This is a genomic window from Streptomyces sp. NPDC111606 (assembly GCF_055656945.1).
Map to the genome: position 1 here is coordinate 169459 of NZ_JBVKBY010000002.1, position 15650 is coordinate 185108.

General features: G+C 70.7%; 14 protein-coding genes. 9 read left to right on the plus strand and 5 right to left on the minus strand.

The genetic code is table 11. The features are described from left to right. The first annotated feature begins 114 nt into the window (after nt 1-114). The 4 genes from ACZ7M7_RS08635 to ACZ7M7_RS08650 all read left to right on the plus strand — a co-directional run bounded on the left by ACZ7M7_RS08635 (nt 115) and on the right by ACZ7M7_RS08650 (nt 3251). Nucleotides 115-651: a phosphatase PAP2 family protein gene (locus tag ACZ7M7_RS08635; protein ID WP_451171762.1), complete on the plus strand. Its 537-nt coding sequence runs from the start codon at nt 115-117 to the stop codon at nt 649-651. Then, a complete protein-coding gene (locus tag ACZ7M7_RS08640; RefSeq protein WP_472114253.1) occupies nt 644-1636 on the plus strand; it encodes a decaprenyl-phosphate phosphoribosyltransferase in 993 nt (330 codons plus the stop codon). The genes ACZ7M7_RS08635 and ACZ7M7_RS08640 overlap by 8 nt, the downstream gene beginning before the upstream one ends. 221 nt (nt 1637-1857) lie before the next feature. Further along, nucleotides 1858-2283 carry a GtrA family protein gene (locus tag ACZ7M7_RS08645; protein WP_383613853.1) on the plus strand — a complete coding sequence of 142 codons (426 nt, stop codon included), beginning with the start codon at nt 1858-1860 and terminating at the stop codon, nt 2281-2283. Further along, entirely contained in the window at nt 2271-3251 is a 981-nt protein-coding gene (locus tag ACZ7M7_RS08650) for a YihY/virulence factor BrkB family protein (protein WP_383613731.1), read from the plus strand. The genes ACZ7M7_RS08645 and ACZ7M7_RS08650 overlap by 13 nt, the downstream gene beginning before the upstream one ends. On the opposite strand, the gene ACZ7M7_RS08655 is transcribed toward ACZ7M7_RS08650, so the two are convergent. Continuing rightward, the gene (locus tag ACZ7M7_RS08655) at nt 3199-4485 is read right to left on the minus strand and encodes a D-alanyl-D-alanine carboxypeptidase family protein (protein ID WP_383613734.1); all 1287 of its coding nucleotides are present in this window, start codon (nt 4483-4485) and stop codon (nt 3199-3201) included. The two genes, ACZ7M7_RS08650 and ACZ7M7_RS08655, sit on opposite strands and share 53 nt — an antisense overlap. A 91-nt stretch (nt 4486-4576) precedes the next feature. Between ACZ7M7_RS08655 and ACZ7M7_RS08660 the strand changes: the two genes are divergently transcribed. The 4 genes from ACZ7M7_RS08660 (at nt 4577) to ACZ7M7_RS08675 (ending at nt 8796) form a co-directional block, all read left to right on the plus strand. Continuing rightward, on the plus strand, nt 4577-4816 hold the full coding sequence (locus ACZ7M7_RS08660; protein WP_383630163.1) for an SCO4848 family membrane protein: 240 nt from the start codon (nt 4577-4579) through the stop codon (nt 4814-4816). 57 nt (nt 4817-4873) lie between these two features. Then, the gene (locus ACZ7M7_RS08665) at nt 4874-6475 is read left to right on the plus strand and encodes a metallophosphoesterase (RefSeq protein WP_472114257.1); all 1602 of its coding nucleotides are present in this window, start codon (nt 4874-4876) and stop codon (nt 6473-6475) included. 240 nt (nt 6476-6715) lie between these two features. Then, entirely contained in the window at nt 6716-8275 is a 1560-nt protein-coding gene (locus ACZ7M7_RS08670; RefSeq protein ID WP_472114259.1) for an ABC transporter substrate-binding protein, read from the plus strand. Nucleotides 8276-8388: 113 nt separating this feature from the next. Next, entirely contained in the window at nt 8389-8796 is a 408-nt protein-coding gene (locus ACZ7M7_RS08675) for an ATP-binding protein (RefSeq protein WP_383613743.1), read from the plus strand. Nucleotides 8797-8856: 60 nt separating this feature from the next. Here ACZ7M7_RS08675 and ACZ7M7_RS08680 read toward each other — a convergent pair whose 3' ends face one another. Together ACZ7M7_RS08680 and ACZ7M7_RS08685 are read right to left on the minus strand one after the other, a co-directional pair. Beyond that, nucleotides 8857-10314 (minus strand): sensor histidine kinase, encoded by a 1458-nt coding sequence (locus ACZ7M7_RS08680; protein ID WP_472114262.1) that lies wholly within the window; start codon nt 10312-10314, stop codon nt 8857-8859. Further along, entirely contained in the window at nt 10311-11000 is a 690-nt protein-coding gene (locus ACZ7M7_RS08685; RefSeq protein WP_383613749.1) for a response regulator transcription factor, read from the minus strand. The genes ACZ7M7_RS08680 and ACZ7M7_RS08685 overlap by 4 nt, the downstream gene beginning before the upstream one ends. 164 nt (nt 11001-11164) lie before the next feature. On the opposite strand from ACZ7M7_RS08685, the gene ACZ7M7_RS08690 reads away from it, so the two are divergent. Next, the gene (locus tag ACZ7M7_RS08690) at nt 11165-13609 is read left to right on the plus strand and encodes an MMPL family transporter (protein ID WP_472115185.1); all 2445 of its coding nucleotides are present in this window, start codon (nt 11165-11167) and stop codon (nt 13607-13609) included. A gap of 18 nt (nt 13610-13627) precedes the next feature. On the opposite strand, the gene ACZ7M7_RS08695 is transcribed toward ACZ7M7_RS08690, so the two are convergent. Further along, nucleotides 13628-14413: a TetR/AcrR family transcriptional regulator gene (locus ACZ7M7_RS08695; protein WP_472114266.1), complete on the minus strand. Its 786-nt coding sequence runs from the start codon at nt 14411-14413 to the stop codon at nt 13628-13630. A 37-nt stretch (nt 14414-14450) separates the two neighbouring features. Continuing rightward, nucleotides 14451-15467 carry a trypsin-like serine peptidase gene (locus ACZ7M7_RS08700; protein WP_472114269.1) on the minus strand — a complete coding sequence of 339 codons (1017 nt, stop codon included), beginning with the start codon at nt 15465-15467 and terminating at the stop codon, nt 14451-14453. Nucleotides 15468-15650: the final 183 nt, after the last annotated feature.

The following is a 15650-nucleotide window of genomic DNA, read 5'->3' on the forward strand; positions in this document are numbered from 1 at the left end:
GCATCTGAGGGATTACTTCTGAAACATCCAGCTTCTCCCCGAAATGGGTGATTAATGGGATGTCGCTCAATATTGCCGTAATTCTGGCTCTGTGGGCGTGAACAGTGAGTCCACATGGACCACCTCGACGACATCGATCAGCGGAGCCTTCGGGGCGCGGACCGCCGAACCCTTTCCGCACTCCATGCCCGCGGCCGTGACCCACGGGTCGCCGCCGCCGCTCGTGTCCTCTCCCGGGCGGGCGAGCACGGCGCGCTGTGGCTGGCGGTCGGCGTCGCGGGTGCCGCCCTGGACGGTGGGCGTCGCGGCGCATGGCTGCGCGGTACGGCGCTCACCGCGGGTGCGCACCTCGTCAGCATGGGTGTGAAGAGGGTGGTGCGCCGCCCGCGCCCCGCGCATGTCGAGCCCCTGGTGCGCACCCTCGGCCGGCACTCCTTCCCCAGCTCCCACGCGGCCTCCGCGGCGGCTGCCGCCGTCGCCTACGGCGCGCTCGGCGCGCACACGATCGTGCCGCTCGCCGCAGCGATGTGCGTGTCGCGCCTGGTCGTCGGTGTGCACTACCCCTCGGATGTGGCGGCAGGCGTGGCGCTCGGGGCGCTCACGGCGCGCGCCGGGTCGCGCTGGATGAGCGCAGGGGGCGCCCGTGCCTGAGACCGCGCACCTGACGAGCGCCGCGCGCATCAGACAGGCTGCGCTCCACGAGCAGCGCACGCCCCCGCGACGAGCCGTGCCACCACCCCGCAAAGGCGGCCCCCGCGCGCTGCTGAAAGGCCTGCTCAGGACCGCACGCCCCAAGCAGTGGATCAAGAACGTTCTGGTCATCGCCGCTCCGGCTGCCGCCGGTCGGCTCTTCTCGACCCATGCCCTGACCCAACTCGCGCTCGTCTTCGTCCTCTTCACCGCCAGTGCCGCCGCCGTCTACCTGATCAACGACGCCCGCGACGCCGAGGCGGACCGCGCGCACCCCACCAAGCGCCACCGGCCGGTCGCCGCCGGGCTGGTCCCCGTGCCGGTCGCCTACGCCGTCGGAGGCGCCCTGGCCGCCCTCGCGCCTGCCGCCGCGGCCTGGTTGACCTCACCGGCCGTCGTGGCCCTGCTGGCGGCGTACATCGGCATGCAACTGGCGTACTGCGTCAGCCTCAAGCACGTCCTGGTCGTCGATCTCGCCGTCGTCACGACCGGATTCCTGATGCGGGCGGTGATCGGCGGGCTCGCGCTCGGCATCCCGCTGTCGCGCTGGTTCCTGATCACGACCGGGTTCGGGGCGCTGTTCATGGTGTCGGCCAAGCGCTACTCCGAGGCCGTGCAGATGGCCGGGAAAGCGGGCGCCACGCGCGCGTTGCTCACCGAGTACACGACCGGCTACCTGCGCTTCGTCTGGCAGCTGGCGGCAGGGGTCGCCGTCCTCGCCTACTGCTTGTGGGCCCTGGAGGAGGGCGGCGTCCCGCACACGAGCGTGCTGCCCTGGCGCCAGCTGTCCGTGGTCGCCTTCATCCTCGCCATCCTGCGCTACGCCGTCTTCGCCGACCGCGGCACCGCGGGCGAACCCGAGGACGTCGTCCTGCGCGACCGCGCGCTCGCCCTCATCGGCATGGTGTGGCTGGCCATGTACGGGTTGGCCGTGGCCAATTGGTAGGCACGCGCGTGTGTCGGGGCCGGGGTGAAGTGATCGCCACGCGTGCGTGGCACGACGGGAGTGAGAGGGGCTGTACGCATGTGAGGGAGGGCGGAATTGACGGGGAGGGCTCGCGTGCGTGGGAGGGCGGAGGCGAGGGGGATGGCCCACGTGTGCGGGAGCAGGGGCGAGGGGGCGGCACGCGTGTGTGCGAGCGCGGGGACGCGGCGCGGGGTACGCGCGTGTGGGGTGACCGGCGTGAACTCCTCGGCTTCGCCACTGTCGGCCTGCTCGCCTACGCCGTCGACCTCGCCCTCTTCACCTGGCTGCGAGGCCCGGCCGCCCACGGCCCCCTCACCGCCAAGGCCCTCTCCTTCGTCGCCGCCTGCACGGTCGCGTACGCCGGGAACGCCCTCGGCACCTACCGCCACACCCAGCCGACGGGCCTGCGCCCCTACGCCCTCTTCCTCGTGGTGAACATCGCCGGGGCGGCCGTACAGCTGCTGTGTCTCACCGTGAGCCACTACGGGCTCGGCTTCACCTCCCAGCGTGCGGACACCGTCTCCGGAGCGGGAATCGGGATGGTGCTGGCTACGGTCCTGCGGTTTTGGGGCACTCGCACATTGGTCTTCCGGAGGGAGGGCAGAGTCGGATCATGGACTGGCTGAAGAAGCTCCCCGTCGTCGGGTCCGCGGCGACCTGGCTGATGACCACGCACGCGTGGCGGTCGTACGAGCGCATGGACCGGGTGAAGTGGACACGGCTGGCCGCCGCGATGACGTTCACCAGCTTCGTGGCGCTGTTTCCGCTGCTCACCGTGGCCGCGGCGATCGCTGCCGCGACGCTGAGCACGGAGCAGCAGGACAAGCTCGAGGACAAGATCGCCGACCAGGTGCCCGGCATCGCCGACCAGCTCAACATCGACGCGCTGGTGCAGAACGCCGGCACCATCGGCCTCATCGCCGGTGCCGCCCTGCTGTTCACCGGCATCGGCTGGGTCACCGCCACGCGCGAGTGCCTGCGCGCGGTGTGGGAGCTGCCCGACGAGGAGGAGAACCCCGTCCTGCGCAGGGCGAAGGACGCGGGCGTCCTCCTCGGCTTCGGCGGCGCCTTGCTCGTGACGATCGCGGCCTCCACGGTCGCCTCCGCCCTGGTCGGCTGGATCACCCGGCAGCTGGGCATCGACGAGGGCGGCTGGGGCGGGATCCTGCTGCAGACCGCCGCGTTCCTGGTCGCCGTACTCGCCAACTTCCTGCTCCTGCTGTACGTGCTGACCCTGCTGCCCGGCGTCGAACCGCCGCGCCGCCGGCTGATGGTGGCCGCACTGATCGGCGCGATCGGGTTCGAACTGCTGAAGCTGCTGCTGAGCGGCTATATGCAGGGCGTGGCCACGAAGAGCATGTACGGCGCGTTCGGCGTGCCCGTGGCCCTGCTGCTGTGGATCAACTTCACCTCGAAGCTGGTGGTGTTCTGCGCCGCCTGGACGGCGACGCAGAGCAAGGAGGTCGAGCTCGCCGACGAGTCCGACAGCCCCAGCGAGCCCGAGACGGATGAGCCCGGGAAGAGTGAGCCCGAGCCCGAGGTCAGGAACGGCCCCGACGCCGCACCAGGTCGGGCAGCGGCCACCGGCGGTTGATCAGGAACGCGCCCGCCGCGAGCAGCACCAGCGCCCCGCCGGTGATCCCGAGCGCGACGCCGACGCCGCTCGAGCCGTCCGCGGCCGAGGCTCCCACCGCCGGCTTCGAGGACTTCTCGGCGTCCCCGGCGCCACCGGCCTCCCCGGAGTCGTTCGCACCCGGCTGGGCGGTGGCCTGCGCCGCGCTCTTCGGCGGCACCAGCTCACCCACCGGCTGCACCTTGCCGGCCGCCTGGAAGCCCCAGTCGAAGAGCCTCGCGGTCTCCTTGTAGACCTCGTTGTGCTCGCTCTTCTCCGGGTTCATGACGGTGACGAGCAGCACCTTGCCGTCGCGCTCGGCGACGCCGGTGAAGGTGGAGCCGGCGTTCGTGGTGTTGCCGTTCTTGACACCCGCGATGCCCTGGTAGACGGAGATGTCGGAGTCGCCGCTGAGGAGTCGGTTGGTGTTCTGGATCTCGAAGGTCCCCCGGACGGACTTGCCCTTCTTGTTCTTCTTCGTCTCGCCCGGGAACTTGGCGCTGACGGTCGAGCAGTACTCCCGGAAGTCCTTCTTCTGCAGTCCGGAGCGGGCGATCAGCGTCAGGTCGTACGCCGACGAGACCTGGCCCGGAGCGTCGTAGCCATCAGGGGACACCGCGTGCGTGTCGAGGGCCTGCAGCTCCTCGGCGTGCTCGTTCATCTCCTTGACGGTGTTGTCGATTCCGTCGTTCATCTTCGACAGCACGTGCACGGCGTCGTTGCCGGAGCGCAGGAAGACCCCGAGCCACAGGTCGTGGACGCTGTACTTCTCGCCCTCCTTTATCCCGACCATGCTGGAGCCGGACCCGACGTCCGCCAGGTCGGACGGGACGACCTCGTGCTCCATGGTCTTCGGGAACTTCGGCAGCAGCGTGTCGGCGAACAGCATCTTCATGGTGCTCGCGGGCGGCAGCCGCCAGTGCGCGTTGTGCGCGGCGAGCACATCGCCGGACTCGGCGTCGGCGACGACCCAGGAGCGGGCGGTCAGGTCCTTGGGCAGCACGGGGACACCGCCCGCGAGGTTCACCTGGGTGCCGGCCTGTCCCAGCCGCTCGCCGCCCACGCTCGACATGTTCGCCGGGGGAGTGGCCGAGGGGCTCGTACTCGGTGACGGCTTCGGAGCCGCGTAGGAGACTGGCGCGGTCAGCGCGAGGGACGACACGACGGCTGAAGTGACCAGCAGGGCTCGCCCGGTGGTCTTCTTGGGTGCGGACACGAGCGAGAACGTACATGCCGTTCCCATGGAAGTCCCGCTTCTGTCCCCACCCCGCCCGGACGGCCGGACACGCGGCGGCGATACTGAACGCATGAAGCTCAGCCGCCCCGTCTCCTGGTTCCTGCTCGCCTTCGGGGTGTGGAGCTGGGTCATCTGGGTCACTTTCGTCAAAAACCTGATCAAGGACAGCAGCGGGCTCGCGTTCGACGACGGTCACCCGACGGCCTACTTCTGGGTGCATCTGCTGCTCGCCGTCGTCTCCTTCGTATTGGGGACGGGCGTCGGGGTCATCGGGTTGCGTGGAGTGCGCGCACTGCGCCGGACGTCATAGGAACTCGGCCATCGCGCCGGGCGTTCACTCAGCACGCAACGGAAAGGGAACGTCGGCGTGGTCATCGTCTTCGCGCTTGTCGCACTGCTGGTGCTGTCCGTCCTGGTGGTGGGCAACTGGTGGCTGTGGCGCCGCCTGTTCCGCGACACGACCCGCGGCCCCGGGTTCGTCCGCCGCGCGGGCGTGGTGGTCATCGCCGGTGGCTGGGCGCTGACGATCGGGGGCCTCGTCGCCGAGCGCTCGGGCGCACCTTTCTGGCTCCAGCAGGTCCTGGCCTGGCCGGGCTTCCTGTGGCTGGCCCTGTCGATGTACCTGATGCTGGGTGTGCTGGCGGGTGAGGTCGTACGACCCCTGCTGCGACGGTGGCTCGAGCGGCGGGCGGGCACGGGGGAGCCCGAGCCCGTGCCGGAGGGTGTGACGCCGGCCACGTCACCCGACACCGGGACCGCCGACCGCCGGACCCTCACCCACGCGTCCGGCCCGGCGCCGACGCGTCCGGCCGCCCCTGACCCGGCGCCCACGACCGTCCCGACCGGGGCACCTACCGCGGGTGCCACCATGGCGCCCACGGCCGGCTCGGCGACGGCCCCTACGGCAGGCCCGACCGCGGCGCCCTCGACGGGCCTTACCGCGGCGACCAAGGCCGGCGCGGCCTCAGCGCTCACGACCGACCCGTCTCCGGCCCCCACCCCCAGCCCGTCCCCGGCGTCCGTGACGGACCCGATCCCGGCGTCCGCGAACGGATCTGCCCCGGCGACTGCGACCGACCGGTCCCCGGCGTCCGTGACCGACCCCGCCCCCGACCCCACAGCCCCGTCCCGCCCCCTGGCCACCCCCACCCGCCGCCTCTTCGTCTCCAGAGTCGTCGCCGGGGCCGCCGCCGCGGCTGCCGTGGGGACCGTCGGTTACGGCTCGTACGGCGTGCTGCGCGGCCCCAAGGTGAAGCGGGTCACCGTCCCGCTGGCCAAGCTCCCGCGCGCGGCGCACGGTTACCGGATCGCCGTCGTCAGCGACGTCCACCTGGGCCCGGTCCTGGGCCGCGGTTTCGCGCAGAAGGTCGTCGACACGATCAACGGCACGCAGCCCGACATGATCGCGGTGGTCGGCGACCTGGTGGACGGCAGCGTGAAGGACCTCGGCCCGGCCGCGGCCCCGCTCGCCGGGCTCCGGGCGAGACATGGCGCGTTCTTCGTCACCGGCAACCACGAGTACTTCTCGGGCGCCGAGCAGTGGGTCGAGGAGGTACGCCGCCTGGGCCTGCGCCCCCTGGAGAACGCCCGAGCGGAACTGCCCCACTTCGACCTGGCCGGCGTCAACGACGTCGCGGGCGAGAGCGAGGGCCAGGGTCCCGACTTCGCCAAGGCCCTCGGCGACCGGGACACGGCACGCGCGTGCGTGCTCCTCGCCCACCAGCCGATCCAGATCCACGACGCCGTCGACCACGGCGTCGACCTCCAGCTCTCCGGCCACACCCATGGCGGCCAGCTCTGGCCGGGCAATCTCGTCGCGGAGCTGGCGAACCCGACCCTGGCCGGCCTGGAGCGGTACGGCGACACCCAGCTGTACGTCAGCCGCGGCGCGGGCGCCTGGGGCCCTCCGACGCGCGTGGGCGCTCCGTCGGACATCACGGTGATCGAGCTGACGTCCCGTCAGGCCTGACGACGCCTGCTGCCCGGTCGGCGCAAGGCCCGCCCAACTCGCCTCACCCTGACTGTGAATGAACTACGGATCACCTGTGAAACACGGCCGAAACGCCCGTAGGTAAGTTCTTTCCCATGTCACCAGAATCCTCTTCCCCCTGCTGAAACACGTGTGATTGGGTGTGCGCGCCGCCAAGGGGATGCGGCGCAATTCACTGCTCATGCGGGGCTCGTAGAGGGCCGGGGAGAGGGCACACCCATGCGTTCGGTTCGCATGCGGATTCTCGCGACGCTGCTCGTGCTGGCGGCCGTGGGAGTGGGCGGCTGGCAGCTGTTGCCGTCGCAGCGGGACGAGAACAGGACCATCACGGTCGGCACGACGGACGCCGTCACGTCGCTCGACCCGGCCGGCGCCTATGACGCCGGCTCCTGGGCGCTGTTCAACAACGTCTTCCAGTCATTGCTGACCTTCGAGCCGGGCGGCGTCACACCCGTGCCGGACGCGGCTCAGAGCTGCGAGTTCGTCGGCAGCAACCTGAGTATGTACCGCTGCGAGCTGCGCGAGGGACTCACCTTCCCGAGCGGGCGCGCCATGACCGCGCAGGACGTCAAGTACTCGTTCGACCGGGTCAAGCGGATCAAGTCGGACGTCGGCCCGTCCTCTTTGCTGGACACCCTCGGCTCGGTGAGCGCCAGCGGCCGTACCGTGACGTTCCAACTGTCGTCGCCCGATGCCACGTTCCCGCTGAAGGTGGCCACCGGGGCGGGCGCGATCGTCGACCGCGAGAAGTATCCGGCCGACGCGCTGCGCACCGACAACGCTGTCGACGGCACCGGCCCGTACACCCTGACCGCGTATACGAAGGACAGCAAGGCCGTCCTCGCGCCCAACTCCCTCTACAGGGGCGCCCTGAAGGAAACCGGACGCCCCGTCGAACTGCGCTACTTCTCCGACGCGGACGCCCTCGACGGCGCGTGGAAGGCGAAGCGGATCGACGTGGCCACCCGCACACTGCCGCCCGAGGTCCTCGCCGGTCTGAACTCCGCGGACCCGGACCAGCGCGTCTCCGAGGCCGACAGCTCCGAGACCCGCAATCTGTACTTCAACACCCGCACGGGCTCACCCCTGCACGACGTCCGGGTCCGGCAGGCCCTGGCCTGGCTGATCGACCGCGAGCGGCTGGCGGCCACGGTCTACAAGGGGACCGTCGACCCGCTGTTCTCGCTGATCCCGACGGGCATCACCGGCCACACCACCTCGTTCTTCGACAGCTACCCCAACCTGAGCCCGACCAAGGCGCGCGCCCTGCTCGACGAAGCCGGCGTCAGCCTGCCCGTCCGTTTCACCTACGGCTACGCCACCGGTCGGGGCGCCGCGACCGCCGAGGAGGCCGCGGAGATCAAACGGCAGCTGGAGGCGAGCGGGCTGTTCAAGGTGACGGTCAAGGGCTACGAGTGGACCGACTTCCAGAAGCGCTGGGCGAGCGGAAAGCTCGACGCGTACGCCGTCGGCTGGGTCGCCGACTTCCCCGACCCGGACACCTACGGTGGACCGCTCGTCGGCACCAAGAGCACCATGAACACCGGTTACAGCGACAAGGCCGTCGACCGGCTGATCACGGCCAGCCAGCAGTACGCCGACCGCAGCGAGGCCACGAAGGACTTCCGCTCGTTGCAGGAGGCCGTCGCCCGCGACGTCCCGGTGATCCCGCTGTGGCAGGCCAAGGAGTACGTGGTCACCAGCGAGGACGTCGGTGGTGGTCAGTATCTGTCGGACGGTACCGGCCTCTTCCGTCTCTGGAGCCTCACCTGGATCTGACGTCTCACCCGGATCTGACGCGATCTCGCGGCCTTGACATTCGCCCGGTGATGCCAGGGGACCGCTCGGCGCTGCACCATGTGTCGAAGGTGTGCGCGGGGTGAGGAGCAAACGTGCTGAGACGCAACGCCTTCCGGCTGCCCCGGCATCCGGCGTCGGTAGGTCTCGCCCGGCGCCGGGTCCAAAACCACCTGGCCGACTGGGGGCACGGGCCCAGGGATCCGGCGCTGGAGGACGCCGTGCTGCTCGTCTCCGAGCTGGCCACCAACGTCGTACGCCACGGCCCGCTGCTGGAGCGCGAGTTCGAGGTCGCCGTGACCGCACTCGCCGACGGATCCTGTCTGATCGAAGTGTCGGACGAGGGACAACTCGCCCCGCGCCTGAGGTCGGTGGGGGAGTCGGAGGAGACCGGCCGCGGCCTGCATCTCGTGGAGAACCTGGCCTCGGCGTGGGGAGTGTGGAGCCGGGGGCGGCACGGGAAGACGGTGTGGGCACTCGTCCTCGCCGACGCCAACCCATGAGAACCGGCAGGCTTTACGAGCGTAAAGGCGCGCGTGGACGCGGGCGTGGATGCGCGCCTGTCACCGCGACGGCAGCGTCACCGTCACCGCCAGCCCGTCATCCTGCGCTGTCCGCACCGCCACCTCCCCGCAGTGCGCCTCCACCACCCCCTGCACGATCGCCATCCCCAGTCCGCTGCCCGCGCCCCCGCCGGTCCGGAAGAACCGGTCGAAGACGCGTGCCGCGTCCTCCTCGCACAGCCCCGGCCCCTTGTCCGCGACACATAGCCGTACGACCCCGTCCGTCCGCTCCACGCCCAGCCGCACCGGCACATCGGCGGGCGTGTGCGTGCGGACGTTGCTCAGCAGGTTGCCCAGCACCTGCCGCAGCCCCGACTCGTCGGCGTGCACGAGCAGTGTGCCGTCGGCGTCGACGGTGATGGGCCGCTCGGGTTGCTGCACTCGCAGGTCCTCGGCGGCCTCGCGCACGAGTCGGCTCAAGTCGACGTTACGGAAGCGCAGTTCGGGCCGCTGGTCGAGGCGGGCGAGGGTGAGCAGCTCGTCGACGAGGCGCCCCATGCGGTCGACCTCGCCGTTCATCCGGTCCCAGGCCCGTCTGCGCTCGGCCGGGTCGGTGAGCATCCCTTTGTCGTACAGCTGGAGGTAGCCGCGTATCGCGGACAGCGGCGTGCGCAGTTCGTGCGAGGCGTCACCGACGAAGCGGCGCAGCTGTGCCGTGCTGCGCTCGCGCGTGCGGTAGGCCGACTCGACCTGGTGGAGCATGGAGTTGAGGGCGACCCGGAGCTGTTCGACCTCCAGGGTCGGGTCGCGGCTGGAGGGGACGCGCCGGGTCAGATCGCCCTCGGCGATCGCCGACGAGGTCTCCACCATGTCCTCCAGCGGGCGCATCCGGCGGCGGACGCTGAACATGGTCAGACAGCCGAGCAGGGCCAGCAGCAGGGCGCCGACGGCGAGGTCCATCCGCAGTGCCTTGCCCATGCCCTCGTGCAGGCCCTCGGTCGGCATGGCGATCAGCACGACGGTGCCGTCCGACAGCCGTGCGCCGACCATCCGGTGGCGGTCACCCTCGACCCGTACGTCCCGTGGCTCCTCGTCGGCGGCGAAGTCGACCGGGTTCTTCGCGGCGGCGGCGAGGGCGTGCTGCCGGGGCGTCGGCTGCAAGGGGCCCAGGGCCACCGGCTTCCCGCCGGAGCCGACCGCGACGTACACCATGCTCGGGCTCGGCAGCGGATCGGTGTCCGTGGCTCCGCCGCCGTTGAACCTGTCCAGCGCGATGCCCAGTTCGCTCAGCGACTCGATCTGCCGCAGGGTGAACCCGGCGTTCTGCAGTGCGGTCCGCGCCCCCTGGAGTTCGGTGTCCACCTTGTCGAGCAGGTAGAACCGCGCGGTCATCAGGCTGACCGCGGTCGCCACGACGATGCCGACGGCCAGCAGCGCGACGTTCGCCAGCGTCAGCTTCCCGCGCAGCGAGTGGATGCCGCGCCGGCGGCAGACGTCGAGGATCCCGGCGAGCCTCATGCCAGCCCGTACCCGACGCCCCGCCGAGTGGTGATCACCGGCGGTCCCAAGGTGTCCAGCTTGCGCCGCAGATAGCTGATGTAGGTCTCCACGACGGTCGACTCGGGCGGCGTGTGCTCGTACTGCCAGACGTGGCGCAGGAGTTGCTCCTTGGGCACGATCCGGCCGCCGTTGCGCACCAGGAAGCGCAGCAGGGCGTACTCGGTCGGGGTGAGTTCGACGGTGCGGCCCGCGCGGTGGACCGAGTACGTCGTCTCGTCCAGCTCCAGGTCGCCGTACCGCAGGGGCGGTCGCTGCGGGAGGACGTCGGCAGGGCGGGTGCGGCGCAGGACCGCCGTGACGCGGGCTATGACCTCGTCGATGTTGAACGGCTTGGTGATGTAGTCGTCGCCGAAACCGAGGGCACCGACGATCTCGGCGGGGGAGTCGCGCGCGGTGAGGAAGACGAGCGCCAGGTCGGGGCGCCGCTCGCGCAGTTCACGCCCGAGCGCCCGGCCGTCCCCGTCCGGGAGCATGACGTCGAGCAGCGCCGCGTCGGGGCTGGTGCGCTCGACCAGCGTGAGCGCCTCGCGGACCGAGCCCGCGGTCATGACCTCGAAGCGGTGGTAGCGCAGGGCGATCGCGAGGACGTCCGCGATGCTCTCCTCGTCCTCCACGATCAGCACGGTGCCGGAAGCCGTCGTCATGCCCCCAGTATCGGCGGCGCCACTGACAGTCGGGTGGCCGGCCGCTTTGGAGTTCCTTGAGAGTCATGGCCATCGCCTGTCACGCGCGCGTGCCGCCGCCAATCCTGTTGCCCAGGACCTGGGGGACCGACCGAACCGAATAAGGAGCGTTGAGCGTGGCGGCATTGGCACGGTGGTGCTATCGGCACCGGCTGGTGGTCCTGTTGCTGTGGTTGGGGGCACTGTTCGGCCTGGGAGCGGCGAGTTCGGCCGCGGGTACGAACTACGCGAACGTCTTCTCCCTCCCGAACACGGACTCCACCACCGCGTACGACCTGATGGAGAAGGCCTTCCCGGAGCGCGCGGGCGACACCGACACGGTGGTGTGGAAGGTGGACGGAGACGGCGGGGCGTCCGTCCGGGACGAGTCCGTACGGTCCCGGATCGAGCCCGCGCTGGAGGAGATCGGGCGGATGAAGGGGGTCGGTGAGGTCACCGACCCGTACGCGGCACAGGGAGCCGCGCAGATCAGCCGGGACGGGCGGATCGCGTACGCCCAGATCACCTTCACCGAGCAGGCGAACGCCATCCCCAAGGAGCTGATCGAGGACGTCGTCGACACGGCGCAGGCCGCCGAACGCGACGGACTCCAGGTCGAGCTGGGCGGCCAGGCGATCGCCCGCACCCAGGAGCCGCCGCAGGGCACGGCGGAGGCGGTCGGCATCCTGGCCGCCGCGGTCGTGCTGTTCCTGGCGTTCGGCTCGCTCTTCGCGATGCTGCTGCCGATCATCGTGGCGATCGCGGGCGTCGGCACCGGCCTGATCGGGACGATGCTGCTCAGCCATGTCACGGATGTGCCCGAAGTGGCCCCGCTGCTCGGCTCGTTGATCGGACTCGGCGTCGGCATCGACTACGCCCTGTTCATCGTCACCCGGCACCGCCGCGGCATCCTGCGCGGGATGAAGCCGGAGGAGTCGGCGGTGACGGCCCTCAACACCTCCGGGCGTGCGGTGCTGTTCGCGGGCGGCACGGTCTGCATCGCGCTCGCCGGCATGCTGGTGATGAACATGCGGTTCCTGGACGGCGTGGTCGTCGCGACCTCCCTGACGGTCGTCCTGAGCGTGTTGGCGGCGATCACCCTGCTGCCGGCCCTTCTCGGCCTGCTCGGCATGCGGGTCCTCAGCCGCCGGCAGCGGCGTCGGCTCGCCGCGGCGGGACCGGAGCCGGAGGAGGCGAGCGGCCTCGCGGCGCGCTGGTCGGCGTACGTTCAGAAGAGCCCGCGTCGGCTCGCGGCGCTGGCCGTCGTCGTCATGGCGGTCCTCGCGATCCCGGTGCTGTCGCTCCGCCTGGGCGCCACCGACCAGGGCAACCACCAGGACTCGACCACGACCCGGCAGGCCTACGACCTGCTCGCCGAGGGCTTCGGGCCCGGCGTCAACGGCCCGCTCCAGGTGGTCGTCGACGGCAACGCCCCCGCCGGCCTGGTCGACGGCATCCGATCGACCGAGGGCGTCGCCCAGGTGGCCGCCGTCCCGCCCGCGAACGGCGTCACGGTCATCCAGGTCGTACCGACCACCTCACCCCAGTCCGAGCAGACGGACCGGCTGATCGACCGGCTGCGCGACGACGTGATCCCGAAGTCCGGGGCCGAGGCCCATGTCGGCGGAGTGACGGCGGTCTTCAAGGACTTCGCCTCGGTGACCGGCGATCGCCTGCCGTACTTCGTCGCGACGATCATCGCGCTCGGCTTCCTGCTGCTGATGGTGGCCTTCCGCTCGCTGGTGGTGCCCCTGACGGCCGCCCTGATGAACCTCATCGCCGCGGCGGCGTCCTTCGGCGTCCTGGTGGCGATCTTCCAGTGGGGCTGGGGCACCGAGCTGATCGGTGTCGGCAAGGAGGGGCCGATCACGTCGTTCCTGCCGGTCATCATGCTGTCCCTGCTGTTCGGTCTCTCCATGGACTATCAGGTGTTCCTGGTGAGCCGTATGCACGAGGAGTGGGTGCACACGAAGGACAACGCGCGCGCGGTGCGCGTCGGCCTCGCGGAGACCAGCCGGGTCATCAACTCGGCCGCCCTGATCATGATCTGTGTGTTCAGCGCGTTCGTGCTGAGCGGCGACATGGAGGGCGCGATGGCGGGCATCGGCCTCGCGGCCGCCGTCGCCCTGGACGCGTTCATCCTGCGTACGGCCCTGGTGCCGGCCGCGATGCACCTGCTCGGCAAGTCCAACTGGTGGCTGCCGGACTGGATGGAGAAGCGGCTGCCGCACCTGGCGGTCGAGCCGAAGGAGGAGCCGGTCGCGCCGGCGGGCGAGGAGGAGCCGGCCGGGGCGGGCCGGACCTCGGTCGTGCACGGGTACGTCCGCACGGCCGACGGTGAGCCGGTCGACGGCGCCGCGGTGACGCTGCTGACGAAGGGCGGGCGTCAGGTGGACCGGGTGACGTCGCTCGCGGACGGCTCGTACATCGTGTCCGTGCCGGCGCCGGGGACGTATCTGCTGGCGACGACCGCCCCGTCTTACGGGTCGCGCGCGGGGCAGGTCGTCGTGGCGGACGGGCCGCTCGTGCACGACGTCGAGCTGGCCGAGGGAGAGGTGGACGCCGCACCGCGCGGGGGCGGCGTCAACTGACCGGCGCGGCAGGAGGCTTCAGGGGCGCTCGTCCTCGACGGGCGCCTCTTTGCCTTTCGTCCTGTCCTTCGTCCGGCCCTTCGCCGGGTCCGGCAGCGCGTTCGTCATCCCGGGCAGGAAGTCCGTGAACAGCTCGTGCACGTCGCGCACCAGCGGCCGCAGCACCCGGAACCGCGCCAGCGCCACACCCCGGGCGGTCAGCCGGGCGGACCGCTCGGCCAGCCGATAGCTGCGCTCGCGCCCCTCGGTCCGGTCGAAGATCCAGTACAGGACGAGCCCCATCTGGCCGAGCCACATCATCTCGGGCAGTACGTCCCGGAGGTCCTCGGGCACCTTCGTCTTCGCGGAGCCCGCGAGCACCTGCCGGTGGATGGCGATGGCCTCTTCGCGCGCGTGCTCCGACTCGGCGGAGAAGGGGCTGAGCGGGCTGTCGGGATCGGCGGCGTTCTTGAAGAACTGCACCGCGAACTCGTGGTACGGCGTGGCGATGTCCAGCCACACCTTCAGCACGCCCGCGAGCCGAGTCTCCAGGTCGGTCTCGCGGGCCAGGACGTCCCGGATCGCCGCTCGGTGCTCGCCGGCGATCCGGTCGTAGAAGCCCTGGATCAGGTGTTCCTTGCCCGCGAAGTAGTAGTACGCGTTGCCGACGGAGACCCCGGCCTCCTGGGCGATCGCCCGCATCGTCGTCTTGTCGTAGCCGCGCTCCTGGAACAGCCGCATGGCCGTCTCCAGGATGAGCGCACGGGTCTGCTCGGACTTGCTGGGCGCATCGCCCTGTTCAGGGCTGTCGTTCTTCGAGGACACGGAAAGAGAGCCTAACGAGTGGCGTTTCGGCCGCCGGTCAGGAGGCCTGTGCCGCCTGGTAGAGGTTCTGGGCGTCGGCGCCGAAGTACGGGCCGTACATCCGGTTCGGCAGGAAGTTGTACTTGAAGCTGTTCACCGAGGACAGCAGGCCGGTACCGGTGGCCTCGTTGAACTGTGTGAACCAGGGGCCGCCACTGGAGCCGCCGGTCATGTTGCAGTTCATGCCGTGGTCGTTCGACAGCAGGAAGTCCCGGTTGGTGTTGCCGCTGCAGTAGATGAACTTCTCGCCGTTGTACGGGGCCGCGGCCGGGAAGCCGAACGCGTACATGGGCAGGTTGTAGCCGGTGTTGAAGGCCAGCCCCTGTCCGCCGACGACGTCCGTCAGCAGTTTGCCGTCCAGCGGGGCGACGACCGCCGCGCCGACGTCGTAGTTAATGTCCTCGCTTGCCGTCCACTGCGGGGTGGACAGGGTCTTCGACGCGGTCCAGCGGCCATGGGGGGCCTGTCCGTCGTGGTAGCCGGGCACGAAGACCCAGTTGGTGTGCCAGGCGCCCTCCAGCTTCACGCAGTGGCCCGCCGTGATCACGGTGCTCTTGTTGGCGCTGGTGACGGCGTTGCCTGAGCAGGACGCCGTACGGCCCTGGTACGAGAAGAACACGCGGCCCGCGGTGGACACGATCGCTCCACCGCCGGTCCACTGGCCGCCGCCGTTCGGGAAGGCCAGCACACCGATGTCCGATCCGGTGCTGTTGACCGGGGCGCTGGGCGCGATGGTGGTCGCCTTGCCCTTGAGGGGCGCCGAGCCGCCGTCGTAGTGCCCGTTCACGGTCACCAGGTCGAGCGGGGTGGCCGCGCGCATCCGTTCCGATGTCCAGAACTCACGGGCCTGCTGCTGCGCGCCGGCCGAGACCGAGCTGACACCGGTCGGGTTGTCGGACCTCGGCGCGGCGCCCGCGGGTGTGGCGAGGGCGCCGGCGGTGAGCAGCGCGGTGACGCCGACCAGAGCGCCGAGGAGGGGGCGGGGTATGCGGGTGACGCGGGGTATGCCTCTCACGCGTACTCCTTCTGCGATGGGGGGACCGGGCGACCGGGTGGGGCGCCGCCCGGCGGACGACAGACAGTCGGTGCGAGTGCGGAGTGGTGAACCGGGGGCAGCGTGCCAACCTCGGGACGGTTTTGGAAGGGTGCATGCCAAACCGGTGTCCCAAAACGTGCCGTTCAGGACGAGTTGGGTCCG